The sequence below is a fragment of the Bradyrhizobium sp. USDA 4501 genome (assembly GCF_054062115.1).
Window position 1 is genome coordinate 8,122,002 of record NZ_JBSSEX010000001.1, and the last position, 26,913, is coordinate 8,148,914.

Genomic DNA, 26,913 nt, shown 5'->3' on the forward strand with positions numbered 1-26,913 from the left:
GGTCGCCCAGAATTGTGCTGCGCGGGCCGGAAAATCCGACATAGACTGGTTCTAACAAGCTCGGATGACTAGCTAAAAGCAGTCGTCGCGACCAGCGAAAAGAGGGCTAAATGGGAATCAACCAAGGGCCTATCAGCCTCGACCAGAAATACACCCAGGACACCGGCCACGTCTTCATGACCGGCATCCAGGCGCTGGTCCGCCTGCCGATGGCGCAGATCAGGCGCGACCGCGCCGCGGGCCTCAACACGGCAGGCTTCATCTCCGGCTATCGCGGTTCCCCCCTCGGCGGCTACGACCAGCAGCTGTTCGCCGCCCGCAAGCATCTCGAGCAGTACAACATCAAATTCCAGCCCGGCGTCAACGAGGACCTCGCGGCCACCGCGATCTGGGGCTCGCAGCAGCTCGTCCTGTCGCCGGGCGCCAAATATGATGGCGCGGTCGGCATCTGGTACGGCAAGGGCCCCGGCGTCGACCGCTGCGGCGACGTGTTCCGCCACGGCAATGCGGCCGGCTCCGCCAAGCATGGCGGCGTACTCTGCCTTGCCGGCGACGACCATGGCGCGAAATCCTCCACCGTCCCGCATCAGTCCGACCACGCCTTCATCTCCGCGCTGATGCCCTACCTCTACCCCTCCAGCATCCACGAAATGATCGAGATGGGCCTCCTGGGTATCGCGATGTCGCGCTACTCTGGCTGCTGGGTCGGCATGAAGGTGATCACCGAGACGGTCGAGACGACCGCCGAGATCGACCTCACCGACGAGATGACGCCGTTCGTGATCCCGACCGATTTCGAATTGCCGCCGGGCGGCCTCAACATCCGCTGGCCCGACGACCGCTTCGAGCAGGACCGCCGGTTGCAGGACTACAAGGGCTTTGCCGCGATCGCCTTCGCCCGCGCCAACAAGGTCAACCGCATCACGATGGATTCGCCGAACGCGCGCTACGGCATCATGGCCTCGGGCAAGAGCTACGAGGACATCCGCCAGGCGTTGCGCGAGCTCGGCATCACGCCCGAGATCGCCGCCAAGATCGGCATCCGCCTCTACAAGATCGGCATGCCCTGGCCGCTGGAGCCGGAAGGCGTGCGCAACTTCGCCGTCGGCCTCGAGGAGATCTTCATTGTCGAGGAGCGCCGCGAGATCGTCGAGAACCAGGTCAAGCAGGAGCTGTTCAACTGGCGCGACGACGTGCGTCCGCGCATCGTCGGCAAGATGGACGATCACGACAAGCGCTTCCTGACCTTCGCCGCCGAGCTCAGCGTGGCCTCGCTTGCGAGCTCGCTCACCGAACGGCTGCTTCGACTTAATCTCAATCCTGAAATCGCCGAGATGCTGCGCGCCAAGGCCGACTGGTTCAACGGCCGTCAGTCGACGCAGATGCAGGCGACCGCGCCTGTCAGCCGCACGCCGTATTTCTGCTCGGGCTGCCCGCACAACACCTCGACCAAGGTGCCGGAAGGCAGCCGCGCGCTGGCAGGCATCGGCTGCCACTTCATGGCACTGTGGATGAACCGGTCAACCGAGACCTTCACCCATATGGGCGGCGAGGGCGTGCCGTGGGTCGGCATCGCGCCGTTCACCAACGAGAACCACATCTTCGCCAATCTCGGCGACGGCACCTATTTCCACTCCGGCATTCTCGCGATCCGCCAGTCGATCGCTTCCAAGGCCAACATCACCTACAAGATCCTCTACAACGACGCGGTCGCCATGACCGGCGGCCAGCGCCACGACGGCGATCTCTCGCCGCAGCAGATCACCTTCCAGCTCCATGCCGAAGGCATCCGCGAGATCTATCTGGTCTCGGAGAATCCGGACGCCTATCCGGCCGACACCATCGCGCCCGGCGTCAAGCTGTATCACCGCGACGAGCTCGAGAACGTCCAGAAGATGTGCCGCGACACCAAGGGCACGTCGGCGATCGTGTTCGTGCAGACCTGTGCCGCCGAAAAGCGCCGTCGCCGCAAGCGCGGCCTGATGGAGGATCCGCAGCGCCGCGTGCTGATCAATCCCGCGGTCTGCGAAGGCTGCGGCGACTGCTCGGTGCAGTCGAACTGCATCTCGGTCGAGCCGCTGGAGACGGAGCTCGGGCGCAAGCGCACCATCAACCAGTCGACCTGCAACAAGGATTATTCCTGCGTGAAGGGCTTTTGCCCGTCCTTCGTCACGGTCGACGGCGGCAAGCTCAGGCGGCGCGCGCCGCCCGAGCTCGGCAGCATCGATAATCTGCCGGAGCCGGCCTCCAAGCCCGCGCTCGACCGGCCCTACAACATCGCGGTCGGCGGCGTCGGCGGCACCGGCGTGCTGACGATCGGCGCGCTGCTCGGCATGGCCGCCCATATCGAGGGCAAGGCCTCGATGATCCTCGACATGTCAGGTCTCGCGCAAAAGGGCGGCGCGGTGCTGAGCCACGTCCGGCTCTCCGAGCACACCGCCGACGTGACCTGCTCGCGCATCGTGACCGGAACGGCCGATCTGGTGCTTGCGGCCGACGAGGTCGTGGCGGCGTCGAAGGACACCATCACGCTGTGCGATGCGAGCCGCACCGTCGGCATCATCAACAGCCACGTGATCCCGACCGCGGACTTTATCCTGAACCGCGACTTCAACTTCCAGAGCCGCAAGGTCAACAGCGTGCTGGAGACCGAGCTGCGCAAGGACTCCGCCTTCTTCGACTTCACCAAGCCGGCCGAAGCGCTGCTCGGTGACTCCATCGCCACCAACATCATGATGATGGGCTTTGCCTATCAGCGCGGGTTGCTGCCGCTGTCGGCGGAGGCGATTCTGCAGGCGATCGAAGTCAACGGCGTCTCGATCAAGATGAACACCCAGGCGTTCCAGCTCGGGCGCCTGGCCGCCGCCGATCCGGCACGGCTGAGCGGCATGATGAAGGGCGACGACGAAATCGCGCCACCGAAATCGCTGGATGCGATGTCGCTGGATGAGATCATCACCCATCGCATGGCGTTCCTGACCGACTACCAGAATGCACGTCTGGCAAAACGCTACCGCAAGCTGCTCGACCAGGTTCGCGAGACCGCCACCAAGGGCGGCTACGGCGAGGCGCTGCCGCGCGCGGTCGCGATCAACTACGCAAAGCTGCTCGCCTACAAGGACGAGTATGAGGTGGCGCGGCTGTTCACCGACGGCCGTTTCGAGAAGCAGCTGCGCGATCAGTTTGAGGGCGAGTTCAAGTTCAACTTCAATCTGGCGCCGCCGATCCTCGGCGGCGGCCTCGACGCGCAGGGCCGGCCGAAAAAGCGCGCCTTCGGTTCGTGGATGATGTCAGCCTTCAGGGTGCTGGCGAGATTCCGCTTTCTGCGCGGCACGCCGCTCGACATCTTCGGCTACAACCCCGACCGCAAGCTGGAGCGCGATCTGATCGCGGGCTACGAGAAGGATGTCGCGACCGTGCTCGGCCTGCTGTCGCCGCTCAATCACGACATCGCGGTCGAATTGCTGGCGCTGCCCGATCGCATCCGCGGCTACGGTCCGGTGAAGGACAAGGCGATCAAGGAGGCGAAGGTTCGCTACGCGCAACTCGCCGCCGACCTCGCCAACCCGCCGTCCGCGCCGCGGCAGATGGCGGCGGAGTAGGGCGGCAGTAACTGTGTAGGGTGGGTTAGCGAAGCGTAACCCACCATCTCGTCCGCACGCGGGTGCATCGATGGGTAACGGCTTGGGCATGGACACCGGTCGGAGAATCGTCACGCAGACGCCACTCACAGAACTTTGGGACAGCAGCGGGCCGGTGAACGCGGTCCGCATTGAGCCCATAGGCGACGCAGAGATTGTTCGGCTTTTGCGTGATGGTTCGACCATCGTAGTTGCCGACGTGGGTCTTCCGCTGCGGTGGTTAGCGGCGGACGATCGCTTTGCGTTCTGGAAGGATGAAGTGAAGCATCGTCTGGCGAAACCCAACGTGGATCGCCTTCATCTCAGCGAATATCCGGCGGACTACTGCTATGCCGCATCGAAGTGGTCATGCACGTCGCGTGGCCCGGTGATCGTTCTCGAAAAGCATCACTAGCTTGGCGGCACACGCAAGGGTGGGTTACGCCTTCAGCTAACCCACCCTTGCTCTTTACCCGCAGTCTCGCCTGACGGAATATTTCCGCGCTTGCCAAGGTCGCGTCGTCGGTTCAGAAAAACGCTCGAGCGAAGAAACGCCAGCGGAGAGCGATTTGACCATCAAGGGCAAGGCCTACATTGCCGGGATCTACGAACATCCCACCCGGCACGCACCCGATAAATCAACAGCACAGCTGCACGCCGAGGTCGCCAAGGGCGCGATCGAGGATGCCGGGCTCACCAAGGACGACATCGACGGCTATTTCTGCGCCGGCGACGCGCCGGGCGGGCTGTGGCCGATGGTCGATTATCTCGGCCTCAACACCAAGAAGCTGCGTCATGTCGACTCCACCGAGACCGGTGGCTGTTCCTATCTGATCCATCTCGGCCACGCCGCCGAGGCGATCGCCGCGGGCAAATGCTCGGTCGCGCTGGTCACGCTGGCGGGCAAACCGCGCACCGGCCCGATGCCGCCGCGCGCGTCGGGCGCCGAGGCCGATTTCGAATCCGCCTACGGGGCTACCACGCACAATGCCTATGGCATGTGTGCCATGCGCCATATGCACGACTACGGCACCACCTCCGAACAGCTCGCCTGGATCAAGGTCGCCGCCTCGCATCACGCGCAATACAATCCGAATGCGATGCTGAAGGAGGTCGTCACCGTCGAGGACGTGCTGAACTCGCCGATGATCTCCGATCCGCTGCATCGCATGGATTGCTGCGTCGTCACCGACGGCGGCGGCGCGATGATCGTCACGACGCGCGAGATCGCCAAGAGCCTGAAGAAGCCGCTGGTGCGTCTGATCGGCCATGGCGAGGCGATGAAGGGCCCGCGCGGCGGCAAGGATCTCGATCTGACCTACTCCGCCGGCGTGTGGTCCGGTCCGCGTGCCTTCGAGGAGGCGGGCGTGACGCCGAAGGACATCAAATACGCCTCGATCTATGACAGCTTCACCATCACGGTGCTGATGCAGCTCGAGGATCTCGGCTTCTGCAAGAAGGGCGAGGGCGGCAAGTTCGTCGCCGACGGCAATCTGATCTCGGGCGTCGGCAAGCTGCCGTTCAACACCGATGGCGGCGGCTTGTGCAGCAACCATCCCGTCAATCGCGGCGGTATGACGAAAATCCTCGAGGCTGTGCGCCAGTTGCGCGGCGAGGCGCACCCGAAGGTGCAGGTGAAGAACTGCGACCTCGCGATCGCCCACGGCACCGGCGGTCTGCTCGGCGTTCGCCACGCCGCCTCAACCTGCATTCTGGAGCGTGCGTGATGTCTGAAGCGAAGAAGTACAATGCCCCGGTGACCAACGCGGAGACCGCGCCGTTCTGGGAGGCGGCGAAGGCGGGCAAGTTCATGATCAAGCGCTGCAACACCTGCGGCGAGGCGCATTACTTCCCGCGCGCGATCTGCCCGTTCTGCTTCTCGGACAAGACGGTGTGGGAAGAGTCGAGCGGCGAGGCCACGGTCTACACCTACAGCCTGATGCGGAAGTCGCCGACCGGTCCCTATGCGATCGCCTATGTGACGCTGAAGGAAGGTCCGTCGCTGCAGACCAACATCGTCGATTGCGATCTGGAGAAGGTGAAGATCGGCCAAAAGGTGAAGGTGGTGTGGAAGCCGACCGACGGCGCCCCGCTGCCGTTCTTCACGCCGGCCTGATTTTACCCTCTCCCCTTGTGGGAGATGGTGCCTTCGCTGAAAGCGAAGGCGGGTGAGGGGTCTCTCTCCGCGTAGAAAATCTCTCTGTGGCGCGAACCCCTCACCGAAACGAGTTTGAGACGACTGCCGGTGCTGCCCTCTCCCACAAGGGGAGAGGGCGCAGTAATGGGCACCGTGCCGTTAAGAATACATTCGGGGAGAAAACAACAATGCCGATCGTGTACGAACAGCTGATGGCCCTGAAGAATCTCGGCCAAAAATACAGCTACGCCGACCGCGACGTGATGCTCTATGCCTATGGTATCGGCCTGGCTGCCGATCCGATGGACGAGAACGAGCTCGCCTTCGTCAATGAGGGCGTGCTGACGCCGCGCCCGCTCAAGGTGGTGCCGACGTTCGCCTCGGTCGCGGCCTGGGGCGCCGGTCCCGGCGAGATGAATCTCAACCGCGTCATGGTGGTCGACGGCGAGCGCGACATCACCTTCCACAAGCCGTTCGCGACCGCCGCGCACATCACGGCCGACTCGACCGTGCTCGACGTGTTCGACAAGGGCAAGGACAAGGGCGCGGTGATCCGCCACCAGACCGTGCTGAAGGACGAGAAGGGCGACAAGCTCGCCACGCTGGTCGCCTCGCGCTTCGCCCGCGGCGATGGCGGCTTCGGCGGCCCGTCCGACGGCCAGCCCGAGCCGCACAAGGTGCCGGAGCGCGCGCCGGACAAGGTCGTCGACATCACGACGCGGCCGGACCAGGCGCTGGTCTATCGGCTGTGCGGTGACCGCAACCCGCTGCATTCCGATCCGGAGTTCGCCAGGAAGGCCGGCTTCCCGCGGCCGATCCTGCACGGCATGTGCACCTACGGCATCACCTGCCGCGGCGTGCTGCAGACCTATGCCGACTACGATCCGTCCGCCTTCAAGCAGCACGTGGCGCGGTTCTCCTCGCCGGTGTTCCCCGGTGAGACCGTGACCATGGAGCTGTGGAAGGACGGCAATGTGGTGTCGTTCGAGGCCAAGGTGAAGTCGCGCGGCGTCACCGTGATCAAGAGCGGCAAGACGGTGCTGGCGTAGCTTTCCGTCATTCCGGGATGGTCCGAAGGACCAGACCGCAGGTGCGCAATTGCGCACCGGGGAATCTCGAGATTCCGGGTTCGCGCTGCGCGCGCCCCGGAATGACGGCAATCAAGAACAAAACGGAGAAAACAACCATGAGATTACTCGACGGCAAGGTGGCGCTGATCACGGGCGCCGGCGGCGGGCTTGGTGAAGCCTATGCGAAGCTGTTTGCGCGCGAGGGCGCGGCCGTGGTGGTCAACGATCTCGGCGGCCCGCGCGACGGCTCGGGCTCCGACAAGTCGATGGCCGACAAGGTGGTCGACGCGATCAAGGCCGAGGGCGGCCGCGCCGTCGCCAACGGTGCCGACATCTCGACCTTGGCCGGCGGCCAGTCGGTGTTCGACGACGCCATCAAGCATTTCGGCCGCGCCGACATCCTGGTCAACAATGCCGGCATCTTGCTCGACGAGACCTTCCACAAGGCCAAGGAAGCGAACTGGGACAAGGTGATGAAGGTGCATCTGAAGGGCACCTTCTGCTGCACCCAGCCGGTGTTCAAATGGATGCGTGACAATGGCGGCGGCGTCATCGTCAACACGTCCTCGACCTCGGGCCTGATCGGCAATTTCGGCCAGACCAACTACGGCGCCGCCAAGGGCGGCATCTGGGGCCTGTCCAACGTGCTGGCGATTGAGGGCCGCAAGTACAACATCCGGATCTGGACCCTGGCGCCGGGCGCGCTGACCCGCATGACCGCGGACCTGCCGCGTTACAAAGAGAACCCGGGTGCGGCGCTCGGCCCGGACGGCATCGCGCCGGCCGTGCTCTATATGGTCAGCGACCTGTCCGGCGACCAGACGGGCAAGGTGCTTGGCGTCTCCGGCCCGCGCGGCGTCCGCGAGATGCGGATGATGGAAATGGAGGGCTGGACGCCGCCGTTCACGGGATGGAAGGCGGAGGACATCGTCACCCACGCCAAGGAGATCTTCTTCTCCGAGGAGGAGATCAAGAAGTCGGCGCGGCGGTTCAAGTAAGGATTGGCACCCGCGACCGCGGGACGGCTTCCCGATGCGCAATGGCGCATCGGGAAATGACGCTGTATAGAGGGCGAAACAAACGAGGCACCCATGACCAAACTCACCGCCCAGGCCGCAGGAACCTTTGCGATCGCGCCGACCCCGTTCCACGACGACGGCCGCATCGACGAGGCATCGATCGACCGGCTGACCGATTTCTACACCGAGGTCGGCTGCGACGGCGTCACCGTGCTCGGCATCCTGGGCGAGGCGCCGAAGCTCGACGCCGCGGAGGCCGAGCAGGTCGCGCTGCGCTTCGTCAAGCGCGCCAAGAAGCTCCAGGTCATCGTCGGTGTCTCGGCGCCGGGCTTTGCCACGATGCGCTCGCTGGCGAAGAAGTCGATGGATGCGGGCGCCGCCGGCGTCATGATCGCGCCGCCGCCGCATCTGCGTACCGACGACCAGATCATCGGCTATTTCAAGCAGGCGCAGGAAGCGATCGGCGACGATATTCCCTGGGTGCTGCAGGACTATCCGCTGACGCTGACCGTCGTGTTCACGCCGGCCGTGATCCGCAAGATCGTGATGGATTCGCCGTCCTGCGTGATGCTCAAGCACGAGGACTGGCCGGGCCTGGAGAAGATTTCGACCTTGCGCAACTTCCAGAAGGACGGCTCGCTGCGGCCGCTGTCGATCCTGGTCGGCAATGGCGGCCTTTTCCTCGATTTCGAGATGGAGCGCGGCGCCGACGGTGCGATGACCGGCTATGCCTTCCCCGAGCTGCTGATCGATGTCGTCAACCTGTCCAAGGCCGGCAAGCGTGATGCCGCGCATGATCTGTTCGACGCGCATCTGCCGCTGATCCGCTATGAGCAGCAGCCCGGCGTCGGCCTGACCGTGCGCAAATACGTGCTGCAGAAGCGCGGCATCATTTCCTCCAGTGCCCAGCGCAAGCCCGGTGCTGTCATCACGCCGCAGGCGAGGGCGGAGGTCGACTATCTCTTGTCCCGCGTGGCGCGCGTCGACCGCCGCGCCAATCTGCAACCGCAATCCAGTGCAGCAGGCTAATCATGACCGAGATCGTTGCCCCGCGCCTTGCGTCGACCGTGCTGCTGCTGCGTGACGGCAGCTCATCGGGCGAAATCGAAGTCTTCATGATGGTCCGCCATCACCAGATCGAGTTCAACTCGGGTGCGCTGGTGTTTCCGGGCGGCAGCGTCGACAAGAACGACAAGGAGATCGCCGCCGATCCCGCGCTCTATTCCGGCGGCGAAGGGCTCGACGGCGACGCGCTCGGCTTCCGCATCGCGGCGATCCGCGAGACCTTCGAGGAGAGCGGCATCCTGCTGGCGCGGCCGGTAGGCTCGAAAGACCTGGTCGATGCGAAGCGCGCGAACGAGATCGCGACCGCGCATCGCACGGCGCTGAACGAAGGCAAGATCAGCTTCCTCAAGGTGCTGACCGACAACGGCATGGTGCTCGCGCTCGATGCACTCGTGCCGTATGCGCACTGGATCACGCCGGAGGGCATGCCGAAGCGCTTCGACACCTGGTTCTTCCTGGCCGCCGCGCCGCCCGAGCAGCTCGGCGCCCATGACGGCAAGGAATCGACCGACTCGATCTGGGTGTCGACGCGCGAGGCGCTGGAGGGCGGCGAGAGCGGCCGCTTCAAGCTGCCGTTCCCGACCACGCGCAATTTGATCAGGCTCGGCAAGCAGCCGAACGTCGGCGCCGCGCTCGCCGACAGCAAGGGCAAGTCGATTGTCGCCGTAATGCCCGTGATGACCAAGACCGCCACCGGCCGCCAGCTCCGCATCCCCAAGGAAGCGGGGTACGATGGCGAGGTGTTCGACGTCGGGGCGCTGGGGTAGGTCCGTCGTTCTGAGAGACGTCGAGTGCGTGACTCACAGGCAGCGCTATGTCGTCCCGGCGAAGGCCGGGACCCATAACCACCGAACTGCATTGCTGCGCGACGCCGAGGCTGCAGCTTTTTCCAACAACACAACCCTGTGGTAATGGGTCCCGGCCTTCGCCGGGACGACGGGGAAGGAGAGTCGCTTCTCCACATTTCGGCTTATATCGAAATATCATCACCTCGCAGCGATGTAGCTTCCGTCTCAACCATCGAGACGGAATCCCGCCAATGACCACCGCCCCACGACAGCCGAGCATGGCCTTCGAGCTCGCCTTGCTGCTCGCGCTCGCCACCCTGTGGGGCGGCTCCTATACCTTCATCAAGCTTGGTGTCGCGACCATCCCGCCGATCACGCTATCGCGGCGCGCACCACGATCGCGGGGCTGCTGCTGCTCGTCATCATGCGGATGCGCGGCGTATCGATGCCGGCCGATCGCGCGACCTGGCGCCGCTTCATCTTTCAGGCCTGCCTCAACAGCGTGATCCCGTGGACGCTGATCGCCTGGGGCGAGCGCTTCGTCGATGCCGGGCTCGCCACCATCCTCAATTCGGCCTCGCCGATCTTCACCTTCCTGTTCACCGCCGCGATCACCCGCCATGAGGGGGCGAGCCCGCGCAAGCTGTTCGGGGTGATATCAGGCATGGCCGGCATCTGCCTGATCGTCGGCGTCGATGCGTTCCGCGATCTCGGGCAGGCGATCGTGGCCGAGGTCGCAATCGTCGCCGCCACCATCTGCTACGCCTGTGCCGCGATCTTCAGCCGCGGCTTCAAGGAGCTCGATCCGATGGCGCCGGCGGCGGGTTCGCTGCTCGCGGGCGCCGCGATCCTCGTTCCGCTCAGCCTTGTCGTCGAGCGGCCCTGGACGCTTTCGCCGTCGACGACATCGCTCACCGCATTGCTGGCGCTTGCCGTGTTCTCGACCGCGATCGCGTTCGTGATCTACTTCCGCCTGATCCAGACCCTCGGCTCGGTCGGCACCACCGCGCAAGCTTACTTGCGGGTGCCGATCGGGGTGGCGCTCAGCGTCACGGTGCTGGGCGAACGGCTGAGCCCGACGGCGTGGATCGGCCTCGCCTGCGTTGTGATCGGCGTCGCCGCGATGACGATTCCCGCACGAAGGATCGCCACAGCCTGACGTCATCGCCGCGATGACGATTCCCGGGCGAAGGATCGCCACGGCCTGACGTCATCGCCGCGATGACGATTCCTGCGCGCAAGATCGCGCCGCCTGAAGTTTCGCCCGCTGAAACCGGCGCCTTGCTGCCGCCGGCCAATGCCTGCATGCTGCCCGCAACGAGATCGCAGGGCGGGAAACGGGACGATGTTGCGGCGGATCAGCCTCATTGCCGGTGCATGCATGGCGTTGCTGGCGATGGCCGGCACGGTGCGCGCGCAGGACTTCCCGAACCGGCCGATCCGCATCGTCATTCCCTACGCACCGGGCAGCGTGGCCGACGTGTTCGCGCGCATCATGGCGCAGGACATGCAGGAGCAGTGGAAGGGGACGATCGTCGTCGAGGCTAAATCCGGCGCCAATGGCTCGATCGCGGCCGAGGAGGTCGCACGCGCCGCTCCCGACGGCTACACATGGCTATTGGTGACGACCTTCTTCACCGCAAGCCCGGCACTGAACACGCAGCTGCGCTGGGATCCGGTCAGGGACTTCGTGCCGGTCGGGCAGATCTGTCTCGCCCCGAACTTCTTCATCGTGTCGACCTCGCTGCCGGTGAAGACCGTCGCCGACTATGTCGCGCTGGCCAAGGCCAAGCCGGGCACGCTGAACTACAGCCATCCCGGCAAGGGCTCGACCGGCCATCTCGGCTTCGAGCTGTTCAAGCGGCTCGCCGGCATCGACGTCACCGCGATCGGCTATCGCGGCTATCCGCAGATGGTGCCCGATATCGCGAGCGGCCTGATCACCTCGAGCTTCCTGTCGGCCAACCAGGCGCTGGCCCAGGTGCAGTCCGGCAGCATCCGGATCATCGGGGCGATCAGCGACGGCCGCTCGAAGCATTTCCCCGACGTGCCGACCATGGCCGAGCAGGGCTTTGCCGAAGCGCAGGTGACGCCATGGTTCGGCTTCGTGGTGCCGGCAGGCACGCCGCAGCCGGTGGTCGAACGCATCAGCGCCGCGCTGGAGACGGCGCTGGCCTCCGCTGAGGTGCGGAAGAAGCTAGATGTCGCCGGTTGCGACGCCCGTAGCGCGCCGCTGAGGCAGTTCGCCGATATCATCAAGGCGGACGTTGCGCTCTGGGCCAGGGTGGTCAAGGAGGCCGGCATCCCACCGGACTGAGCCCCGCCGCCCTGTGCCGGAATCGGTCACCGGCACCCGCCCGGGGTGACGCCGGTCACACCTCCGGCGGGTTGGGCCGTGCAGCATGTTTCCCCAAAGCCCGTAATTTCCCGTATATTAAGGCGCATTGGACCCCGGCCTTGATGACATGACCGCTGAATTGCCGCCGAATTCGCAAGCGCCGCGTGCGTTCTCCCTCTCCATTGGCCAGCTCACGTTCGGCAGCTTCCTGCTGGTCCTGGCTGTGATCATCATCACATCCACCGCCAGCGTGATCGCGATCCGCCACATCGATACGACCTTCGCCGAGCTGCAGCGGCTGCAGAGTGTCGGCGACATCGCCGAGGATATCGACCGCCGCATGAACGAGCTGCGGCTCGCGGCGCGCGATTTCGTCACCGAGCCGGGCAGCCAGTCGGTCCAGGTCGCGGAGGCGGCCCAGTCGCTGAGCGAGATCCTGAAAAAGACCCGCATCAAGCTGGCGCCCGAGCAGCAGGACATGATCGACGGCGTCACCCAACGGCTGGCGACCTATCGCAACGGCATCGAGCGCATCTCGGCGCTGCTCAGCCGCCGCGCCGAGCTGGTCGCCGGGCTGCCGCCGCTGCGCGACGCCTTCGACAAGGCGGTCGCCGCGAGCAACGATGCGGCGCTGGCCAATGCGCTGTCGCAATCCCAGAGCCGGATTGCCACCGCATTGCTGGCGCACAACACGTCCGCTGCCGAGCAGGCCGCGCAGAGCATGCGGGCGATGACCATCTCCGATCCCGCGCTGCGCGGCGCCGTCGACAATTATGCCGAGGCGATCATCGCGGTCTCGGTGCGCGAGGGCCAGATCGCCGACATCGACAAGGAGGTGCTCGGCGCCGAAGGCCGGTTGATCCAGAAGGTCACCGAGCTGCTCCGCGAGCTCAGCTCTCGCCGCGGCCACGTGCTGTCGCGCGATTTTGCCCGGACGCTGGCCGAAGCAAAATGGCAGAGCATCGTGCTCGGCACGGCGGGTGTGCTGATCGGCCTGTTCGCGTCGGTGTTGGTGGTTCGCCGCACCGTCCGCCCGCTCGCCAGGATCGCGGGCTCGATCCGCAAGGTCGCCGGCGGCGAGAAGAGCGCGTTCATTCCCGGCGCCGACCTCGACAACGAGATCGGCGATATCGCGCGCGCCGCCGAAGTGTTCCGCCAGACCCTGGTCGACGCCGACAGCGCGCGCGAGGCGGCGCTGCGCGCGCTCGCCGAGCAGCGGCTCGCCGAGGAGAGCTACCACAAGCTGTTCGAGGCGTCGGTCGAGGGCATCTACGTCACGACGCCGGGCGGCGCGCTGCTCAACGCCAATCCGGCGCTGGCGCGGATGATGGGCTATGCCGCGCCGCAGGACCTGATCAAGGGCATCGACGACATCGCCACCACCGTCTACGTGGATCCGGCGGCGCGCGAGCAGTACCAGCAGCTGATGCAGCGCGACGGCACGGTGCGCGACTACGAGTACCAGGTGCGCGCGAGCGACGGCACCGTGCTATGGCTGTCCGATTCGGCGACCGTCGTCCGCAACGACGAGGGCGAAGTGATCCGCTACGAGGGCACGGTGCGCGACATCACCGACCAGAAGCGCGCCGAAGACGCGATCGCCGAAGGCCGTCGGCTGTTGCAGATGGTCATCGACACCGTGCCCGCCGTCATCAACGTCAAGGACCGCGACCTGCGCTACGTGCTGATGAACCGCTACATGGCGGGAATCTTCGGCATCGAGCCGCAGGACGCGATCGGCCAGACCACCGGCGAGCTGATGTCGCGCTATGGCGCGGCGAAGACCGATGAGAACGACAAGCGCGTTCTGTCGGCGCGGCGCGAGCTCGGCTTCTATGAAGAGGAGTACAAGGACGTCGCCGGCAACATGCGGCAATGGCTGGTCAACAAGCTGCCGATCCTCGACGCGCAAGGCGATATCGAGAACATCGTCACGGTCGCGCTCGACATCGGCGAGCGCAAGCGCTCCGAGCAGGAGATGCGCAAGGCGAGGGATTCCGCGGAGGCCGCGTTGCGTAATCTGCGGGAAACCCAGAATTCGCTGATCGAGGCCGAAAAGCTCGCCGCGCTCGGCCGCCTGGTGGCCGGCGTCGCCCATGAGGTCAACAATCCCGTCGGCATCAGCCTGACGGTGGCGTCCGCGCTGGAGCGCAAGACCGCGAATTTCGCCACCCAGGTCGAGCGCGGCGACCTGCGCCGCTCCAGCCTCAACGATTTCCTGAACACGGCGCGCGATGCCTCATCGCAACTCGTCGCCAATCTCAACCGCGCCGCGGAGCTGATCCAGTCGTTCAAGCAGGTCGCCGCCGACCGCAACTATTCGGACCAGCGCACCTTCGACCTCGGCGATCTCACCGAGCAGGTGGTGATGAGTCTGAGGCCCGGCCTGCGCAAGCACAATCTGACGCTCAATGTCGATTGTGAGCCGAACCTGATCATGAATTCCTATCCGGGACCGTATGGCCAGGTGCTGACCAATCTGTTCCTCAACGCGGTCGCGCATGCGTTCCCGGACGGCAAGGCCGGCGAGGTCGAGATCCAGGTCCACGCCGCCGGCGGCGACAATGTCGAGGTGATCTTCGCCGACAATGGCTGCGGCATGAGCCTCGACGTGCGCCGCCGCGCCTTCGATCCGTTCTTCACGACGCGGCGCGATCAGGGCGGCACCGGGCTCGGCCTGCACATCGTCTACAGCATCGTCACCACGCGGCTCGGCGGCCGGCTCTCGCTGGATTCCGCGCCGGGCAACGGCACACGCATCCAGATGATCCTGCCGCGCGTCGCGCCGCTGGAGCAGGCCGCGGAGTAGCGCGAAGCGTAGTGGCCAACCACGCGTTTGCTCTCGATCCGTCATCCCCGCGCAAAGGCGAAGCCCTTGCGCGGGGGTGACGGATCTAGCAGCGAGTTTCAAACCGCTAATTGATATCCGCGAGCTTGTGCAGCGTGGCGCCGAAGATCAGGCTCGCCTTGCCGACCAGCGCGGTCCCGCTCATGGTGCCGCGGGTGTCGGTGAAGGTGCCGGAGACGCCGATGCCGACGGGCGCGGGCCCGCCGAACAGCGGGTTGTCGGTGTCGCGCGGCGTCGTGTGGCGTTGCACAAGGATTTCGCCCTTGAAGGCATCGCCCTTCACCGTGTAGCTGCCGGTGTAGTAAAGATAGGCGTCGCCGCCCAGTATCTGGCCATCGCGGAAGAGAATGACGCCGCTGCCCTTGCCGACGCGACCGTCCAGCAGGGTGACGTGAATTGAGTAAAGTCCATTCTTCATGACGTCCCGATTGCTGGCCGCCACGCTCACGGCAAGCCAGTTGGTTTTTTATGCCAAAGCGAGCAACCTCGTGCAATGCGGCAGGTTGATTCCCGGGTGTCCCGCGTTCGGGTGACCCTCGGTTCCTGCCAGGCAGTGTGACGGCGCAATGACAGCGGACCGTACGCGCGAATCAAAGTGGCCCGCGAAATGCATAGCTCTGGTTGCACTGGCCGGTGAGTGCTGGAGCAAACACATGTCTGACTGGATTGAATCCGGCGGCCATTGGGCACGCCCCCGCAGGCTCAATGGAACTTCGGCCCGTTATGCGGGCCACATGATCGCATCCCTCGTGCTGATAACGCTGGTGTTGGTCGCGGCCATGCGAATCGCGCAGGCGCGCGATCCCGACGGCCGCTACGCCAATTCGCCGCTGAAGGAGTGGTTCGACGGCCTGCGCAGCGGCAAAGGGCCGTGCTGTTCGGATGCCGACGGCACAGCGGTCAGCGATGTCGACTGGGAATCCAAGGACGGGCACTATCGTGTGCGCCTCGACGGGGCGTGGATCGATGTCCCCGACGAGGCCGTGGTCACCGAGCCCAACCGGGTCGGTCGCGCCATGGTCTGGCCGATTCCCAGCTACATGGGCGTGACGATCCGCTGCTTCATGCCTGGCAGCATGACTTAGCGCCGCACGCGTGGCTCAGACGTATTTTTGGTCGCGCTCGAGCAGTTCGATCGAGATGCCCTGCGGGCCGCGGATGAAGCAGATCCGCACGCCCGGACGGATCGTGGTTGGCTCCTTGGAGAATTCGACGCCCTTGGCCTTGATCTCGGCCGCGACCGCGTCGATGTCCTTCACCGTGAGCCCGAAATGGTCGAGCCCCTGATAGGGCGTCACCGGCGCGGCGTTGACGCCGTCGCCCTGGGTCACCTCCGCAATGAACACCTTGGCGCCGCCGAGCTGGACGTCGATGCGGCCGGGGCCGCGGATGATCTCGCCGCCGAGAATGTCGCGCAGCCAGGTCGCGGTGGCCTCGGGATCGGGACTGCGCAGGTGGACGTGGTCCCAGGTGACGACAGGCATCGCGATCTCCTTGTTGTTGTCGTGCCGCTGTTCGGTGCGCGGCACTCGCTCTCGGGCGGCGCAAATCTAGCGAGCGGTTCGCTGGGATACCATCCCTCGTTATGCCTGCCCAAGATTGTCGTCCGGGAATGAAACCATTGCGGCCGTCAGCGATTGTTTTTGCGTGGCCGCTCGACCTGCGGCCGTCCCGGAAGCCGCGCGGTGCGGCTTCCTCTCTGTGTGGGGGCGGCCCGATCAGGCTGCCAGGGTGAGGGCACGACGATGCGGATCGGCTTGGCGTCGTTTCGGAGGTTGGCCGCCGGACGTCTCGGTGAAGGGGGCTTCTACGCCAGCCTGCTGCTGCCGCTGATTGCGCTCGCCGGGATCGCCGCATGGTTCATGCTCCCCGAGCCGAGCGACGCCGGGGACCAGGACGTCTGGCCGGTGTCGTCCATGATCCGCACCGCGCAGAATGCCCCGACCGGCGAGCAACCAGCCCAAATCACAAATCAGACCAGGGATGCGCTTGCCGCACCGGCGGACGAGCCGACCACCGTCGGTGTGGCCATCGCTCCACAGGGGGCAGAGGAGGCCAAGCCGTCCGGGCCCGGCGCTGAAAGGTCGCCGCTGGATAAGCTGCGGATCGCCTCGCAATCGTGGCGGCGCGGCGGGCTAGGTTCGAAGGCGCTGGTCACCCTGACGCTGCGCAATGCCAATGATTTCGCCGTCAAGGATATCGAGATCGCCTGCGCCTTCATCCGCCGGGACGGTCGGCCGCTGACCGAGCGCAAGCGGCTGATCTCCGACACCATCGCCATGAAGAGCCGCAAGACTTACTCGCAAATGTTGGTCGGGTTCGTCAACGTGAACGCAAACAAGGCGAAATGTTCGGTCGTGACGGCGAGCCGCCTCTAATTCCCGGCATCTCGAAAAAGTGACCGCGAATTGACTTGTCGGGTGAACCGTAACGGCCGGACAGGAACTAACTAATAAACCAGCCGTTAGCGAACGACCCGGGAGCGCGGACAGCGTCCGGGTGATCATGCGCAGACGATGAAATCGCCCGCGCGATGACTGATGTCGTCGCGCCGAGATGAACCGCGCCCTGCTGCGCGGGGGGGAGCTACCAAAATGCCTGTGGCGCGTTATTTCCTGTTCGTTGGTGGAGTGCTGCTCGCGCTGCTCTTCGTCGTCAATGCCATCGTGCCGCAGGAGGCCGTGGTCGCCGGCCAGAACCAGGGATTGTCGTCGCCGGGCGTCGACAAGACCATGGTGCGCATCAAGTCGACCCAGAAATTGCCCGAGCGGGTGGTCTACGACACCAATTTGCCGACCATTGTTCCGGCGCAGGTCAACGCGGTCGCCGCGGCTATCCCGTCGGCTACGGGCGATGCGTCGGCGCAAGCCCGCGTCCGCAATACGTTCGCCCAGTTCATTCCGCCGGAGAAGGCTGATGCGCAGAAGGTCGCGGCTGAGGCAAAATCGGCTGAACAACCGGCGCAGGCCCAGCCTCAGGCGCCGAAGAAGCGCAAGGTCGCGCGCTACCATGCCCATCCCCAGCAGCCGATGCGGCTGGCACAGCCCGGCATGTATCAGCCCTACCGCGTCGCGCAGCAGCAGCGCATGGGCTTCTTCGGCGGCTTCGGCACCTGGTAAGAAAGGGCTGCCGCAGCCGGCAATCAATCCGCCGCCGCAAACACTTGCGGCGGCTTTTTCATGTCCGCGATCAGGCGGGTGGCCGGATCCGGGACGGCGTCCGAGCGGCGCTCGCTACCTTTAGCGCGGCAGGCGCGGAATCTTGTCCGCGAAGCCGTTGTAGCAGGTCAGCCGCTCGTCCTCTTCCTTCACGAAGCGGCAATCGTTGACGCCCTTGGCCGGGGCAGCCTTCGGCTTCGGCTGCGGCTTGAAAATCTCGTCGTAGCAGATCAGCCGCTCCTTGGTGGCGTCGTCGATGTCCTGACAGGCCTGAAGCTTCTGAGCGACCGATTGAGGCTTGCCGGGCGCGGCAGGCTTCTCGCCCTTCTTGGCGGCCGACTTCTTGCCGACCTGGACCAGCGGCTTGTCGCCGACCATCGGCTGCGAGGTCGCCGCCGCCGGCTTGTCTGCGTCGGCGGGGGCCGGCGTGGTGCCCTGGGCAAGCGCGGCAGCCGGGCAGAAGAGCGCCAGCGCGAGGATGATATGTCTCATGTCGAAAATGTCCGAAATGGCGTGATGACCGGAAGGATGGCGCCGGGGATCGGAAAAGCCCGGCAAGCGCCGAGACTTAACGCAAGTCTTGCCCGAATCCTACCCCCAGAGGTGACCCGCCCGGCACCGATCCACCGGCAAAAGTGAGGGCAATTCGTCGCCGTTCGACCCGCGGGAGAGCGTGAATTGCCTTTACCCGGCGGGGCGGCTATGACCACGCCATCTGCGCGACTGGCGCTTGGATGGACCACCATCGGGGAGCGCAGAGACTGAACGCCGCGCGCCTGGGCACCGCTTCGAAACGGAGGTGCCATGACGGCGAACATTCTCGATGGGCATGCACATGCCCAAATTGTCATCGACAAGATTGCTGGCGAACTCGACCGGCTGCCCCGCGCGCCGGGGCTTGCGGTCGTGCTGGTCGGTTGCGACCCGGCGAGCCAGATCTATGTGCAGAGCAAGGTCAGGATGGCCGAGCGGCTCGGCCTGCGCGGCGAGGTCGCACGCCTGCCGGATGATGCCAGCGAGTCCGATCTGCTTGCCGGAGTAGAGGCGCTCAATGCGCGCGACGATATCGACGGCATCCTGGTGCAGCTGCCGTTGCCGGCGCATATCGACGCCTTGCGCGTGATGGCGGCGGTCTATCCCGCCAAGGATGTCGACGGCCTGCACGCCCTGAACGCCGGCCGGCTGTTTCACGGCGATGACGCGCTGGTGCCGTGCACGCCGCTCGGCTGTCTCCGGCTGATCAAGTCGGTCCGATCAGACCTCACCGGCGCCCATGCCGTGGTGATCGGCAGCTCCAACATCGTCGGCAAGCCGATGGCCGCGTTGCTGCTGCAGGAGCACGCGACCGTGACGCAGACCCATATCCACACCCGCGGCATCGGCAGGATCTGCCGCGAGGCCGACATCCTGGTGAGTGCGGTGGGCAAGGCCGGCCTCGTGCGCGGCGACTGGATCAAGCCCCAGGCCATCGTCATCGACGTCGGCACCACGCGCGTCGAGAAGCCGGACGGCGGCTACGCGGTGTGCGGCGACGTCTCGTTCGACGAGGCGGTGCAGGTCGCCGGCGCCATCACGCCGGTGCCGCGCGGCGTCGGCCCGATGACGATCGCCTGCCTGATGGAGAACACGCTGAAGGCCGCAAAGGCGAGGGCGGCCCGGCTGCAATAGCGCGGGATGCCCGTGGCGATATGCGAGCGGCGGGTGTCGCTCGCGTATCGCGCGCGAAGTTCATGACGTCCGGGGTAATGGAAAGCCCGCACCATTCGTCTATCGTCGCGCGACAGATGGAGGCGCGCGATGCTGTATGCGGAAGATCTCACCGAGGGCCAGACGTTCAAGCTTGGCAGCTACACGATCGGCGAGGCCGAGATCCTGGAGTTCGCCGGCAAATATGATCCGGTGCCAATCCATGCCGATCCCGTCGCGGCTGCGGCAGGCCCGTTCGGCGGACTGATCGCAAGCGGCTTCAACACCATTGCGATCTATCAGCGGCTCGTCGTGGAGGCGATCTGGACCAAGGTGGCGGGGATCGTCGGGCGGAGCTTCGAGATCCGCCTGCCGAGCCCAGTTCGGCCCGGCGCCACGCTCACCGGCCAATCCCAGATCCAGAAGATCACCATCAGGCCGGAGCGGCGCGACGCTGTCGTGATCTTCAAGACGGAGCTGGTCAACGACGAGCAGCGCCCGGTTCTTGTCCTCGTGCTCGACGCGCTGATCCGCATGCGGCCGGCGGAGCAGGGGCCGGCATAGGCGCGGCCTGAGGGGCATCCCGAAGTCATCCGCCTCGGACGGCCGTCAGCGCCTCTACGTGTTCCCCGCACGCGACCTTGTCGTCGCGCAATGTTGCGGCAATTATGACAAGCCGGCGGCAGAACGGCAGCGCATCAATGACGTCATCATCGACGAGGTCGTGCTGCCCGGTATTTGCTTCGTCGATGCGCCGAACGCATTCGACCCAGACGGATGTGCCGCCGTGAAACGCAGCAAGCAGACGAACGGAGAGATCGAAGCCAGGCGGCGCAAGGCCGAGGAATGGCTCCGCATGCAGACCCGACGCGCCGCTGAACGGCAACGGCTTCGCGACTACAAGATTGCGCTGGCGCGCGACGAGGTTGCCGTCGATACGACGCGGCTTGCGCCCTCGAACAGCTATTCGACCCCCGACTTCGTGCTGCGCGGAACCTATCGACCCGAGCCTTTCGTCTGCAAGGACTGCGGTGTTGCCGAGGTCTGGACGCCGTTGCAGCAGAAATGGTGGTACGAGACCGCCAAGGGCGACGTGTTCACCAAGGCGGTGCGCTGCCGGGCCTGCCGCACCAGGGAGCGCGCGCGCAAATCCGCCGCACGCCGCGTGCATCTGGAAGGACTCGCAAGGAAGAAGCCTCCCGTCTCGTAGCGATGGGCGTGACTTCAGGGTCGCACTTCACATCTGATGCGCGGGGAACCGCTGCGCAGGCGGTCAATGCGTCGCGCGTGCGGAACGTTTCGTTGCCTGATTGGTTCGAGACCTTGAAGCCCCCGATGTGGGGTGCGGGCGGGGAGGAACCAGCCAAGGAAACTTGTCAAGGAAACCATCGCGGCCGGAACCAACGAGAAGGAGCAGCGGATGAAACTCAATTCCACGCAAGTCAAGCAGACCATGACGCAACTGAATGCCCAGGTGCTTCCGGACGATCACCCGGCCGTGGCGCAACTGAACAGCGTGTTCGGTGAGCACACATTCTTCGTCGACACCAGCGGGCTCAAGGTGCTTGAACCGGCCCAGACCACCGACATGCCGGGGCAGACCGGCGAAGTCGTCAGTCTCGCCGAGTGGAGTGATCCGGAGCTGACCTCGCTTCGGCCGCACGAGCCCGAGCCGACCGGCGTGCTCATCGCGCTTGAACCCAGCAAGCACTGAAGCGTTCCAGCGCGAAGTGAATACCGGTTCGCGCAACCAAAACGCCATCAAGCAAGGGGATTGAGAGCATGATCCGATTCAATCGGATCATGCTCTTTGTGCTGCATCGTGCGACACCGCGATCGGCCGTCCTGATGGCGACAGCCCCGACGTCGCATCAAGAGGTGCCGAAAGTCACATGGCAAATCAGCGCCGCCTGCGTATGCATCGGTTTGAGATGGGTATCCAGGCGGTGAGGGGCAGATGGGGATCGTGCGGCGCTGGAGCCCTGACGAGGACGAGAAGCTCAGAGAACTCGCCAGGGCCGGCAAGAACGCTCTCGAGATCAGTAACGAACTGACCCGCAGCGCTTCGGCCGTGCGCCGGCGCGCCGAGGTCCTGTCGGTCCTGATCATGGCAAAGGCGTTTCGCGCGCGCCCCTCGCATGTCGCCACCCATCTCGAGCGGGTCGCGATCGACGCGATCCGCAACCGCCGTCCGTTTCCCGCGGGCGTCGGCCCGAGCACCATTGCCGGAATGATCGAGAAGGGCTGGATCGTCCCGGAGATGGGGCGCAGATACAACGTGACCGATGCCGGCGTGGAGGCGGTGCGGCGGAAGATTCCGAGCGGCTGAAGGGAATGCCGGCTGCACGCCGGGCGCGCCATGCCGAAGCGGCTCGCTCTTCCGGTGGGGGAAGGCGGACTATTCGCGAGCGAACGCAAGATTTCGCGCCCGAGACGGATGTCCCATCCGTTCAATCATCGGGTCGCGACGACCTGCGGCCTCTCTGTGTCCTCTTCAGCCCACCGATCTGATTGCGCCGATGCTCAACGCCCAGCCAGCCCAAACCGACCGATACCAAGCCGACCGATACCAGCGTTTCGCCGATCTCGCTGTCACCGTCGGTGACGCGATCAATGCGATCGCCGGGTTGAATCCGGCTCAGCGTACAGACGTGGACTTCCTCGAACGCGAATTTATCCCTGCAATGGGGCTCAATGACGAACTGCTTCATGAGCAGCCGCCGGAGCTGGCGCCGAACTTCGGCAAGGGCCTCCACCTCTGGCAATATCCGAACCAGCTTGCGCCATATCTCGCCTGGCTTGCGCGCAATGCGTCCGGCATCTCCTCATACATGGAGATCGGCTGCCGCTGGGGCGGCATGTTCATCCTGGTTACGGAGTGGCTCAGGAACAGCGGCGCCGACCTCAAGACCGTGATTGCACTCGATCCGATCGCGCCGACGCCCTTTATCTCGACTTATTTCGATCTGCTGCAGCAGCAGGCCGCTATCGAGCCGATCTACATGCAGGATTTTTCGACCTCGCCGCTGGTCGGTGCGCATGTCGACCGGCTGAAGCCCGACTTCGTCTTTATCGACGGCGATCACAGCCTGCGCGGTGCGCTACAGGATCATCTGCTGGTGCGTTCCCACGCCCGCATCATCGTGCATCATGACATCCATTCCCAAGCCTGTCCGGATACCACGCTGCTCTGGAAGGCGCTGAAGCAGTTGGAAGCACCAAGCTTCGATACGTTCGAATTCACCAGCCAGTATCCGTCGGTGAATGGCTCATTCCTCGGCATCGGCGCCATGAAGCGGCGATCGGCCCAGATGTAGGACCGGTAGCCGGGCAATCGCCGCGATCACGAGCTCGCGGGCCGATCGCGGAGGTTCAGCTTGCTCTTGTCGCCGCCGGCCCAGGCCAGGGTCTTCGGGTCCATCACGCGGAACCAGAGCGGCGGGATCGCCGCCAGCCCGAACATGCCGGTGTAGCCGTTCGGCAGCCGCGGGATGTCGTCGAAATCGCGCAGCGACTGGTAGGGGCGCATCGGGTTGGCGTGGTGGTCGGAGTGACGTTGCAGGTGGAACGTCATCAGGTTCGAGACGATGTGGTTGGTATTCCATGAGTGGCGCGGCTCGACCGCCTGGTAGCGGCCGTTCGGCAGCTTCTCGCGTAGCAGCCCGTAGTGCTCGACATAATTGGCCTGGGTCAGCGCGTACCAGCCGAGGAAATGGTGCGCGACGATGAACGGCGCGACCTTCCAGCCGAACAGCGCGATCAGGACGGCCGCGACGACGAGCGTCAGCGCAAAGCCCTGCAGGATCTCGTTGTTGATCGACCAGACCGGCTCGCCGCGGCGGGTCAGCCGTTCGGCCTCGTTGCGCCAGCCGCGCTTGAACGCACCCGGCAGCTCGCGCGTTGCGAACGCATAGATCGATTCACCGAAGCGCGCGCTGGCGGGGTCTTCGGGCGTTGCGACCCAGGTGTGATGGCCGCGATTGTGCTCGACGCGGAAATGCGCGTAGCCGACCGCGCAGTTGGCGAGCATGCCGAACAGGATGTTGAGCCTGTCAGGCTTGTGGCCGAGCTCGTGCCCGATCAGGAGCGCGCCGCCATTGATGGTGCCGACGCCGAGCAGCAAGGCGACATAGGACCACCACGGCAGATCCTGGGTGCCGAAGAAGGCGATCAGCGCGACGTAGTTGATCCAGGGAAATACCACGGTGATGCGCGCGAGCCGCAGGTAATAGGGATCGGCCTCCATCGCGGCGACCACTTCCGCCGGCGGATTGTGGGTGTCTTCGCCGAACACGACGTCGAGCAACGGGATCAGGATGAAGATGAAGACGAAGGGGATCAGCGTCACCAGCGGATTGTGTGTCCGCAGGAACAGCCAGTAGGACAACAGCGGGATCAGCGGCGGAATGAACGAGAGCATCCAGAGATAGCGTTTGCCGTCCCGGTAGGTGATCGTTTCGCCAGCAGCATTGGTGCCCGTGAAGATCATCGCATTCCCTCCAGCATCTCTTGCGAGGCGGCGTTCGCCATTGTTGGGCCAAGCATGCCGCCAGGCGGGCCTGCGCCGCCAGTTCACAACAGGCCAATTTTGTGGCATTTTGCGCCAAGCTTGTTCGGCCGGACGTTCGCGAGGGGGAGGTCGCCGACGCCATGCACGGATCGGAATCCGATGCCCTTCGCACGCCGGTCTCCGCGGTCTATGCGCGGGCCCTGGTGCGGGCATTTGGCCAGACGCGAGGCGATCGCGACGAGCTGCTGAAGGGCACCGGAATTCGGCTCGAGGCGCTCGACCAGCCCGGCGCTCACATGCCGGTATCCTCGCTGGTGGTGCTGGCGGCCAACATCACCCGCCGGCATGGCGAGCTGTGGCCGTTGTCGGCCGCGGCGGTGTGGTCGACATCGCTGCAAGGCGCGCTCGATGTCGCGACCAGGACGGCGCCGACCATCGCGGATGCGTTGGCGACCGGCGCGCGCTTCGGGTCGACCCGCGCGCCCTTCGTCCGCAACCGGCTGCGCAAGACAGCGCGCGCGATCCAGATCGAAATCTCTCCCGCCGTCGCGATGGACGAAGCGCTGTGGCACGCCGTGGCGCTGGCGGTCAGCCTCAACGTGCACGCCGTGTACGAGCAGCTGCTCGAGGATGCGATCGGTGAGGCGACACTGCAATTTCCCTGGTCGCCGCCTGCGGGCGCGGAGCGGCTGCTCGAGCATTATTCCTGCGCGGTGAAGTTCAACGCCGCCGCCTTCATCTTCGAGGTGCCGAAAGCGCTCGGCGCACGGCCGTCGCCGTTTGCCGATCCGCAATTGCACGCCAAGGCCATTGAAGCGCTCGAGGCGATCGAAAATCCGCAGCCCGACACCGCGGCGCTGGCGGGGATCGTCGAGCGCCTGATCGCGGCGCGCCTGCCGCAGCGCCTCGCCGAGGAGGAGGCCGCGCGCCTCGTCGGCACTTCGCGGCGAACGCTGGTGCGGCGGCTCGCCGAGACCGGCTGCGCCTTCCGCCCGCTGCTCGACGGCGTGCTACGCGAGCGCGCGAGGATCATGCTCGCGGCAGGCACCCAATCGCGCGACCAAATGGCGGCCGCGCTCGGCTATACCGACGCGACGAGCTTCAGCCGGGCGTGCCGGCGGTGGTTCGGAGAGAAGGGCGGGCGGGATTAGGGCGCGGTCGATGGCTCGCGCAAGCCCACAGACCCTGGTGGACGATACGCAGACTTAAGCGATGCCGATCCCGTCAATGCGTATGCAGGGCGTCGTAGGCGTGCGCAAAAAACACAGCGGCGCTGAGGAGCAGCAGCGCGACAATGGTCGCTTCCATCATGACACTTCCCCATTATTGTTTGGGAGAAGTGGTACCGGTCAAATGTTTCCGCCCGGTTTCGTCCGCTGATGAAAATGGTTTCGTGGCAGGATCGCTGCAACAATCGGCTGCCGGATCGAGCTCGCGCGGTGCTCGGATCGCTCGGCATCGATACTGTGACGCCGACCTAAAAGCTACGCCGCCGGGCCCGAAATGGTTTGTCCCGGCGGCGCCCTGTCATTCCCAGCGCTAGGGCCCTGAAATTCCCAGTGTCATTTCCTTAGCAGATCCGCGGAGAGACGGCTGTTGCCGAACTCACACAAGCTTCTAAGAGAGGAGCCGACGCCAGGGCCTACACGTCAGCTCCTCCGAAACGTGACCGTGCTGCGTCCCCAACGGTCCCGTCCCTCTGAGAAGCCTGCGCCGATCTAGTTGCCGATTTGCTAACCGTCCCTCTCGTCGGCAGGGCGGCCGATACCATCACTCCAATTCTGATATCGTTTTTCGGCGAGCCTGGCCGGGAGGTAATCCCTATTCGTGCTATTGGCGGCAGGAACGAGCGGTGGTTTTGGAAGTAGTGTCTTCCGGCTCCCGGCTCTCATACCCCCAACCCGGCTGGGAGCCACAGGGGCGGCCTCGGCGCGCTGCGTCGGGGTCGTTCTCATCTTGCAGCATCGCTTCAGAAGAGACGCAACGCGAAAACGCTCACTCAGAACGAAATGAGCGCGGCTTAAATTATTGATCTATCGGCAAAATCGCTGGCGCGCTCGGAGAGATTCGAACTCCCGACCCTCGGAATCGAAATCCGATGCTCTATCCAGCTGAGCTACGAGCGCGTAGCGGGTCGATTATCAGACTTGGGCGGGGAGGGCCAGCAGGCAGGCACGGAGCGCGGCACCCAGCGGTGCCGGCACGTCCCGCCGTCTCCCTTATAGCCGTCAGAAGCAGGGATGCCGGCGGTGGTCCTGGCCGATATAGGCGGCCGCGCTCTGGTAGCACTTGTTGCGCGGGGAGCCGTCGTAATAGGCGAAGCTGCCGGCAGTCGGGCCGGGGCCGTAATTGTGCAGATAGCTGATGTGGTAGGGCAGGCCCCAATGGGCGTGGTGGTGATGCCGGTGGTGGCGCGGATGGGCCGTGAGGTCGGCCGCAGCCGCCGGGGTCAGGGCCATCACGGCCAGAGCGAGGGCGGCGAAAAGCTTGGTCTTGGTCATGGGCGGCCTCCGGTCATTTACGGGAATCGGCATTGTGGGCCGCCCCGGGGTCCATTTAACCCGGAATCGGGGCCAAAAGCTGCGGGAAATCAGCCACAGCGCGCCAAATTTTGCCTTTTTGCGGATGCTTAACGGATTGCCAACACAGTCCGGCCAGAGTCTTGCGGTCAGGT

At 65.1% G+C, this 26,913-nt stretch carries 26 protein-coding genes, 1 tRNA gene, 1 pseudogene and 1 riboswitch; of the genes and pseudogenes, 21 read left to right on the plus strand and 7 right to left on the minus strand.

The window, feature by feature from the left end; genetic code table 11:
* Nucleotides 1-110: 110 nt before the first annotated feature.
* The 11 genes and pseudogenes from ACVWZM_RS37685 to ACVWZM_RS37735 all read left to right on the plus strand — a co-directional run bounded on the left by ACVWZM_RS37685 (nucleotide 111) and on the right by ACVWZM_RS37735 (nucleotide 14,846).
* Nucleotides 111-3,602 (plus strand): indolepyruvate ferredoxin oxidoreductase family protein, encoded by a 3,492-nt coding sequence (locus ACVWZM_RS37685; protein ID WP_456855861.1) that lies wholly within the window; start codon nucleotides 111-113, stop codon nucleotides 3,600-3,602.
* Nucleotides 3,603-3,672: 70 nt separating this feature from the next.
* A complete protein-coding gene (locus tag ACVWZM_RS37690) occupies nucleotides 3,673-4,035 on the plus strand; it encodes a hypothetical protein (protein WP_456855862.1) in 363 nt (120 codons plus the stop codon).
* 154 nt (nucleotides 4,036-4,189) lie between these two features.
* A complete protein-coding gene (locus ACVWZM_RS37695; RefSeq protein WP_456855863.1) occupies nucleotides 4,190-5,347 on the plus strand; it encodes a thiolase domain-containing protein in 1,158 nt (385 codons plus the stop codon).
* Nucleotides 5,347-5,736 carry a Zn-ribbon domain-containing OB-fold protein gene (locus ACVWZM_RS37700; RefSeq protein WP_456855864.1) on the plus strand — a complete coding sequence of 130 codons (390 nt, stop codon included), beginning with the start codon at nucleotides 5,347-5,349 and terminating at the stop codon, nucleotides 5,734-5,736. Before ACVWZM_RS37695 ends, ACVWZM_RS37700 begins: the two co-directional genes overlap by 1 nt.
* 209 nt (nucleotides 5,737-5,945) lie before the next feature.
* Nucleotides 5,946-6,806 carry a MaoC/PaaZ C-terminal domain-containing protein gene (locus ACVWZM_RS37705; RefSeq protein WP_456855865.1) on the plus strand — a complete coding sequence of 287 codons (861 nt, stop codon included), beginning with the start codon at nucleotides 5,946-5,948 and terminating at the stop codon, nucleotides 6,804-6,806.
* A gap of 137 nt (nucleotides 6,807-6,943) precedes the next feature.
* Entirely contained in the window at nucleotides 6,944-7,825 is an 882-nt protein-coding gene (locus ACVWZM_RS37710) for an SDR family oxidoreductase (protein WP_456855866.1), read from the plus strand.
* 93 nt (nucleotides 7,826-7,918) lie between these two features.
* On the plus strand, nucleotides 7,919-8,875 hold the full coding sequence (locus tag ACVWZM_RS37715; protein ID WP_141340969.1) for a dihydrodipicolinate synthase family protein: 957 nt from the start codon (nucleotides 7,919-7,921) through the stop codon (nucleotides 8,873-8,875).
* 2 nt (nucleotides 8,876-8,877) lie between these two features.
* The gene (locus ACVWZM_RS37720) at nucleotides 8,878-9,678 is read left to right on the plus strand and encodes an NUDIX hydrolase (RefSeq protein WP_141340968.1); all 801 of its coding nucleotides are present in this window, start codon (nucleotides 8,878-8,880) and stop codon (nucleotides 9,676-9,678) included.
* 272 nt (nucleotides 9,679-9,950) lie between these two features.
* A pseudogene (locus ACVWZM_RS37725) lies at nucleotides 9,951-10,858 on the plus strand (DMT family transporter).
* Between the two features lie 186 nt (nucleotides 10,859-11,044).
* Nucleotides 11,045-12,016, plus strand: coding sequence for a Bug family tripartite tricarboxylate transporter substrate binding protein (locus ACVWZM_RS37730; RefSeq protein ID WP_456855867.1), 972 nt, complete (start codon nucleotides 11,045-11,047; stop codon nucleotides 12,014-12,016).
* 148 nt (nucleotides 12,017-12,164) lie between these two features.
* Complete coding sequence (locus tag ACVWZM_RS37735) at nucleotides 12,165-14,846, plus strand: PAS domain S-box protein (RefSeq protein ID WP_310880518.1); 2,682 nt, start codon at nucleotides 12,165-12,167, stop codon at nucleotides 14,844-14,846.
* 106 nt (nucleotides 14,847-14,952) lie between these two features.
* On the opposite strand, the gene ACVWZM_RS37740 is transcribed toward ACVWZM_RS37735, so the two are convergent.
* A complete protein-coding gene (locus ACVWZM_RS37740; protein WP_057015832.1) occupies nucleotides 14,953-15,303 on the minus strand; it encodes a GrlR family regulatory protein in 351 nt (116 codons plus the stop codon).
* Nucleotides 15,304-15,538: 235 nt separating this feature from the next.
* Between ACVWZM_RS37740 and ACVWZM_RS37745 the strand changes: the two genes are divergently transcribed.
* Nucleotides 15,539-15,970: a hypothetical protein gene (locus tag ACVWZM_RS37745; protein WP_076831290.1), complete on the plus strand. Its 432-nt coding sequence runs from the start codon at nucleotides 15,539-15,541 to the stop codon at nucleotides 15,968-15,970.
* 15 nt (nucleotides 15,971-15,985) lie between these two features.
* On the opposite strand, the gene ACVWZM_RS37750 is transcribed toward ACVWZM_RS37745, so the two are convergent.
* Nucleotides 15,986-16,369, minus strand: coding sequence for a VOC family protein (locus ACVWZM_RS37750; protein ID WP_316396788.1), 384 nt, complete (start codon nucleotides 16,367-16,369; stop codon nucleotides 15,986-15,988).
* A gap of 159 nt (nucleotides 16,370-16,528) precedes the next feature.
* Here ACVWZM_RS37750 and ACVWZM_RS37755 point away from each other — a divergent pair, with 159 nt between their 5' ends.
* Both ACVWZM_RS37755 and ACVWZM_RS37760 read left to right on the plus strand, forming a co-directional pair.
* On the plus strand, nucleotides 16,529-17,263 hold the full coding sequence (locus ACVWZM_RS37755) for a hypothetical protein (RefSeq protein ID WP_456855868.1): 735 nt from the start codon (nucleotides 16,529-16,531) through the stop codon (nucleotides 17,261-17,263).
* A 216-nt stretch (nucleotides 17,264-17,479) separates the two neighbouring features.
* A complete protein-coding gene (locus ACVWZM_RS37760; protein WP_063790055.1) occupies nucleotides 17,480-18,004 on the plus strand; it encodes a hypothetical protein in 525 nt (174 codons plus the stop codon).
* 120 nt (nucleotides 18,005-18,124) lie between these two features.
* Here the strand turns inward: ACVWZM_RS37760 and ACVWZM_RS37765 are convergent, their stop codons facing one another.
* Nucleotides 18,125-18,535, minus strand: coding sequence for a hypothetical protein (locus ACVWZM_RS37765; RefSeq protein WP_028339251.1), 411 nt, complete (start codon nucleotides 18,533-18,535; stop codon nucleotides 18,125-18,127).
* Between the two features lie 217 nt (nucleotides 18,536-18,752).
* Nucleotides 18,753-18,832, plus strand: a riboswitch (ZMP/ZTP riboswitch).
* Between the two features lie 15 nt (nucleotides 18,833-18,847).
* Between ACVWZM_RS37765 and ACVWZM_RS37770 the strand changes: the two genes are divergently transcribed.
* The 5 genes from ACVWZM_RS37770 to ACVWZM_RS37790 all read left to right on the plus strand — a co-directional run bounded on the left by ACVWZM_RS37770 (nucleotide 18,848) and on the right by ACVWZM_RS37790 (nucleotide 22,058).
* On the plus strand, nucleotides 18,848-19,711 hold the full coding sequence (locus ACVWZM_RS37770; protein ID WP_456855869.1) for a bifunctional 5,10-methylenetetrahydrofolate dehydrogenase/5,10-methenyltetrahydrofolate cyclohydrolase: 864 nt from the start codon (nucleotides 18,848-18,850) through the stop codon (nucleotides 19,709-19,711).
* Between the two features lie 129 nt (nucleotides 19,712-19,840).
* Entirely contained in the window at nucleotides 19,841-20,293 is a 453-nt protein-coding gene (locus tag ACVWZM_RS37775) for a MaoC/PaaZ C-terminal domain-containing protein (RefSeq protein WP_076831284.1), read from the plus strand.
* Between the two features lie 58 nt (nucleotides 20,294-20,351).
* Nucleotides 20,352-20,939 (plus strand): zinc-ribbon domain containing protein, encoded by a 588-nt coding sequence (locus ACVWZM_RS37780; RefSeq protein ID WP_206601531.1) that lies wholly within the window; start codon nucleotides 20,352-20,354, stop codon nucleotides 20,937-20,939.
* Nucleotides 20,940-21,149: 210 nt separating this feature from the next.
* Nucleotides 21,150-21,443 carry a hypothetical protein gene (locus tag ACVWZM_RS37785; RefSeq protein WP_456855870.1) on the plus strand — a complete coding sequence of 98 codons (294 nt, stop codon included), beginning with the start codon at nucleotides 21,150-21,152 and terminating at the stop codon, nucleotides 21,441-21,443.
* 243 nt (nucleotides 21,444-21,686) lie between these two features.
* Nucleotides 21,687-22,058: an SANT/Myb-like DNA-binding domain-containing protein gene (locus ACVWZM_RS37790; RefSeq protein ID WP_016846479.1), complete on the plus strand. Its 372-nt coding sequence runs from the start codon at nucleotides 21,687-21,689 to the stop codon at nucleotides 22,056-22,058.
* Between the two features lie 121 nt (nucleotides 22,059-22,179).
* Here the strand turns inward: ACVWZM_RS37790 and ACVWZM_RS37795 are convergent, their stop codons facing one another.
* A complete protein-coding gene (locus ACVWZM_RS37795) occupies nucleotides 22,180-22,440 on the minus strand; it encodes a hypothetical protein (protein WP_316396765.1) in 261 nt (86 codons plus the stop codon).
* Here ACVWZM_RS37795 and ACVWZM_RS37800 point away from each other — a divergent pair.
* Nucleotides 22,414-23,046, plus strand: a complete 633-nt coding sequence (locus ACVWZM_RS37800) for a class I SAM-dependent methyltransferase (RefSeq protein ID WP_316396766.1) — start codon at nucleotides 22,414-22,416, stop codon at nucleotides 23,044-23,046. The two genes, ACVWZM_RS37795 and ACVWZM_RS37800, sit on opposite strands and share 27 nt — an antisense overlap.
* Before the next feature lie 26 nt (nucleotides 23,047-23,072).
* On the opposite strand, the gene ACVWZM_RS37805 is transcribed toward ACVWZM_RS37800, so the two are convergent.
* The gene (locus tag ACVWZM_RS37805) at nucleotides 23,073-24,218 is read right to left on the minus strand and encodes an alkane 1-monooxygenase (protein WP_316396768.1); all 1,146 of its coding nucleotides are present in this window, start codon (nucleotides 24,216-24,218) and stop codon (nucleotides 23,073-23,075) included.
* 161 nt (nucleotides 24,219-24,379) lie between these two features.
* Here ACVWZM_RS37805 and ACVWZM_RS37810 point away from each other — a divergent pair, with 161 nt between their 5' ends.
* The gene (locus ACVWZM_RS37810; protein WP_456855871.1) at nucleotides 24,380-25,390 is read left to right on the plus strand and encodes a helix-turn-helix domain-containing protein; all 1,011 of its coding nucleotides are present in this window, start codon (nucleotides 24,380-24,382) and stop codon (nucleotides 25,388-25,390) included.
* Between the two features lie 898 nt (nucleotides 25,391-26,288).
* Here the strand turns inward: ACVWZM_RS37810 and ACVWZM_RS37815 are convergent.
* Nucleotides 26,289-26,365 (minus strand) — tRNA-Arg (locus tag ACVWZM_RS37815).
* Between the two features lie 102 nt (nucleotides 26,366-26,467).
* Entirely contained in the window at nucleotides 26,468-26,740 is a 273-nt protein-coding gene (locus ACVWZM_RS37820; protein WP_076831273.1) for a hypothetical protein, read from the minus strand.
* Between the last annotated feature and the right edge of the window lie 173 nt (nucleotides 26,741-26,913).

Bases quoted from the DNA above. Each gene is read 5' to 3' on its own strand.
- ACVWZM_RS37685 (WP_456855861.1), top strand. From the start codon at position 111: ATGGGAATCAACCAAGGGCCTATCAGCCTCGACCAGAAATACACCCAG.
- ACVWZM_RS37690 (WP_456855862.1), top strand. From the start codon at position 3,673: ATGGGTAACGGCTTGGGCATGGACACCGGTCGGAGAATCGTCACGCAG.
- ACVWZM_RS37700 (WP_456855864.1), top strand. From the start codon at position 5,347: ATGTCTGAAGCGAAGAAGTACAATGCCCCGGTGACCAACGCGGAGACC.
- ACVWZM_RS37705 (WP_456855865.1), top strand. From the start codon at position 5,946: ATGCCGATCGTGTACGAACAGCTGATGGCCCTGAAGAATCTCGGCCAA.
- ACVWZM_RS37710 (WP_456855866.1), top strand. From the start codon at position 6,944: ATGAGATTACTCGACGGCAAGGTGGCGCTGATCACGGGCGCCGGCGGC.
- ACVWZM_RS37715 (WP_141340969.1), top strand. From the start codon at position 7,919: ATGACCAAACTCACCGCCCAGGCCGCAGGAACCTTTGCGATCGCGCCG.
- ACVWZM_RS37720 (WP_141340968.1), top strand. From the start codon at position 8,878: ATGACCGAGATCGTTGCCCCGCGCCTTGCGTCGACCGTGCTGCTGCTG.
- ACVWZM_RS37730 (WP_456855867.1), top strand. From the start codon at position 11,045: ATGTTGCGGCGGATCAGCCTCATTGCCGGTGCATGCATGGCGTTGCTG.
- ACVWZM_RS37735 (WP_310880518.1), top strand. From the start codon at position 12,165: ATGACCGCTGAATTGCCGCCGAATTCGCAAGCGCCGCGTGCGTTCTCC.
- ACVWZM_RS37740 (WP_057015832.1), bottom strand. From the start codon at position 15,303: ATGAAGAATGGACTTTACTCAATTCACGTCACCCTGCTGGACGGTCGC.
- ACVWZM_RS37745 (WP_076831290.1), top strand. From the start codon at position 15,539: ATGTCTGACTGGATTGAATCCGGCGGCCATTGGGCACGCCCCCGCAGG.
- ACVWZM_RS37750 (WP_316396788.1), bottom strand. From the start codon at position 16,369: ATGCCTGTCGTCACCTGGGACCACGTCCACCTGCGCAGTCCCGATCCC.
- ACVWZM_RS37760 (WP_063790055.1), top strand. From the start codon at position 17,480: ATGCCTGTGGCGCGTTATTTCCTGTTCGTTGGTGGAGTGCTGCTCGCG.
- ACVWZM_RS37765 (WP_028339251.1), bottom strand. From the start codon at position 18,535: ATGAGACATATCATCCTCGCGCTGGCGCTCTTCTGCCCGGCTGCCGCG.
- ACVWZM_RS37770 (WP_456855869.1), top strand. From the start codon at position 18,848: ATGACGGCGAACATTCTCGATGGGCATGCACATGCCCAAATTGTCATC.
- ACVWZM_RS37775 (WP_076831284.1), top strand. From the start codon at position 19,841: ATGCTGTATGCGGAAGATCTCACCGAGGGCCAGACGTTCAAGCTTGGC.
- ACVWZM_RS37785 (WP_456855870.1), top strand. From the start codon at position 21,150: ATGAAACTCAATTCCACGCAAGTCAAGCAGACCATGACGCAACTGAAT.
- ACVWZM_RS37790 (WP_016846479.1), top strand. From the start codon at position 21,687: ATGGGGATCGTGCGGCGCTGGAGCCCTGACGAGGACGAGAAGCTCAGA.
- ACVWZM_RS37800 (WP_316396766.1), top strand. From the start codon at position 22,414: ATGGGGCTCAATGACGAACTGCTTCATGAGCAGCCGCCGGAGCTGGCG.
- ACVWZM_RS37795 (WP_316396765.1), bottom strand. From the start codon at position 22,440: ATGAAGCAGTTCGTCATTGAGCCCCATTGCAGGGATAAATTCGCGTTC.
- ACVWZM_RS37805 (WP_316396768.1), bottom strand. From the start codon at position 24,218: ATGATCTTCACGGGCACCAATGCTGCTGGCGAAACGATCACCTACCGG.
- ACVWZM_RS37810 (WP_456855871.1), top strand. From the start codon at position 24,380: ATGCACGGATCGGAATCCGATGCCCTTCGCACGCCGGTCTCCGCGGTC.
- ACVWZM_RS37820 (WP_076831273.1), bottom strand. From the start codon at position 26,740: ATGACCAAGACCAAGCTTTTCGCCGCCCTCGCTCTGGCCGTGATGGCC.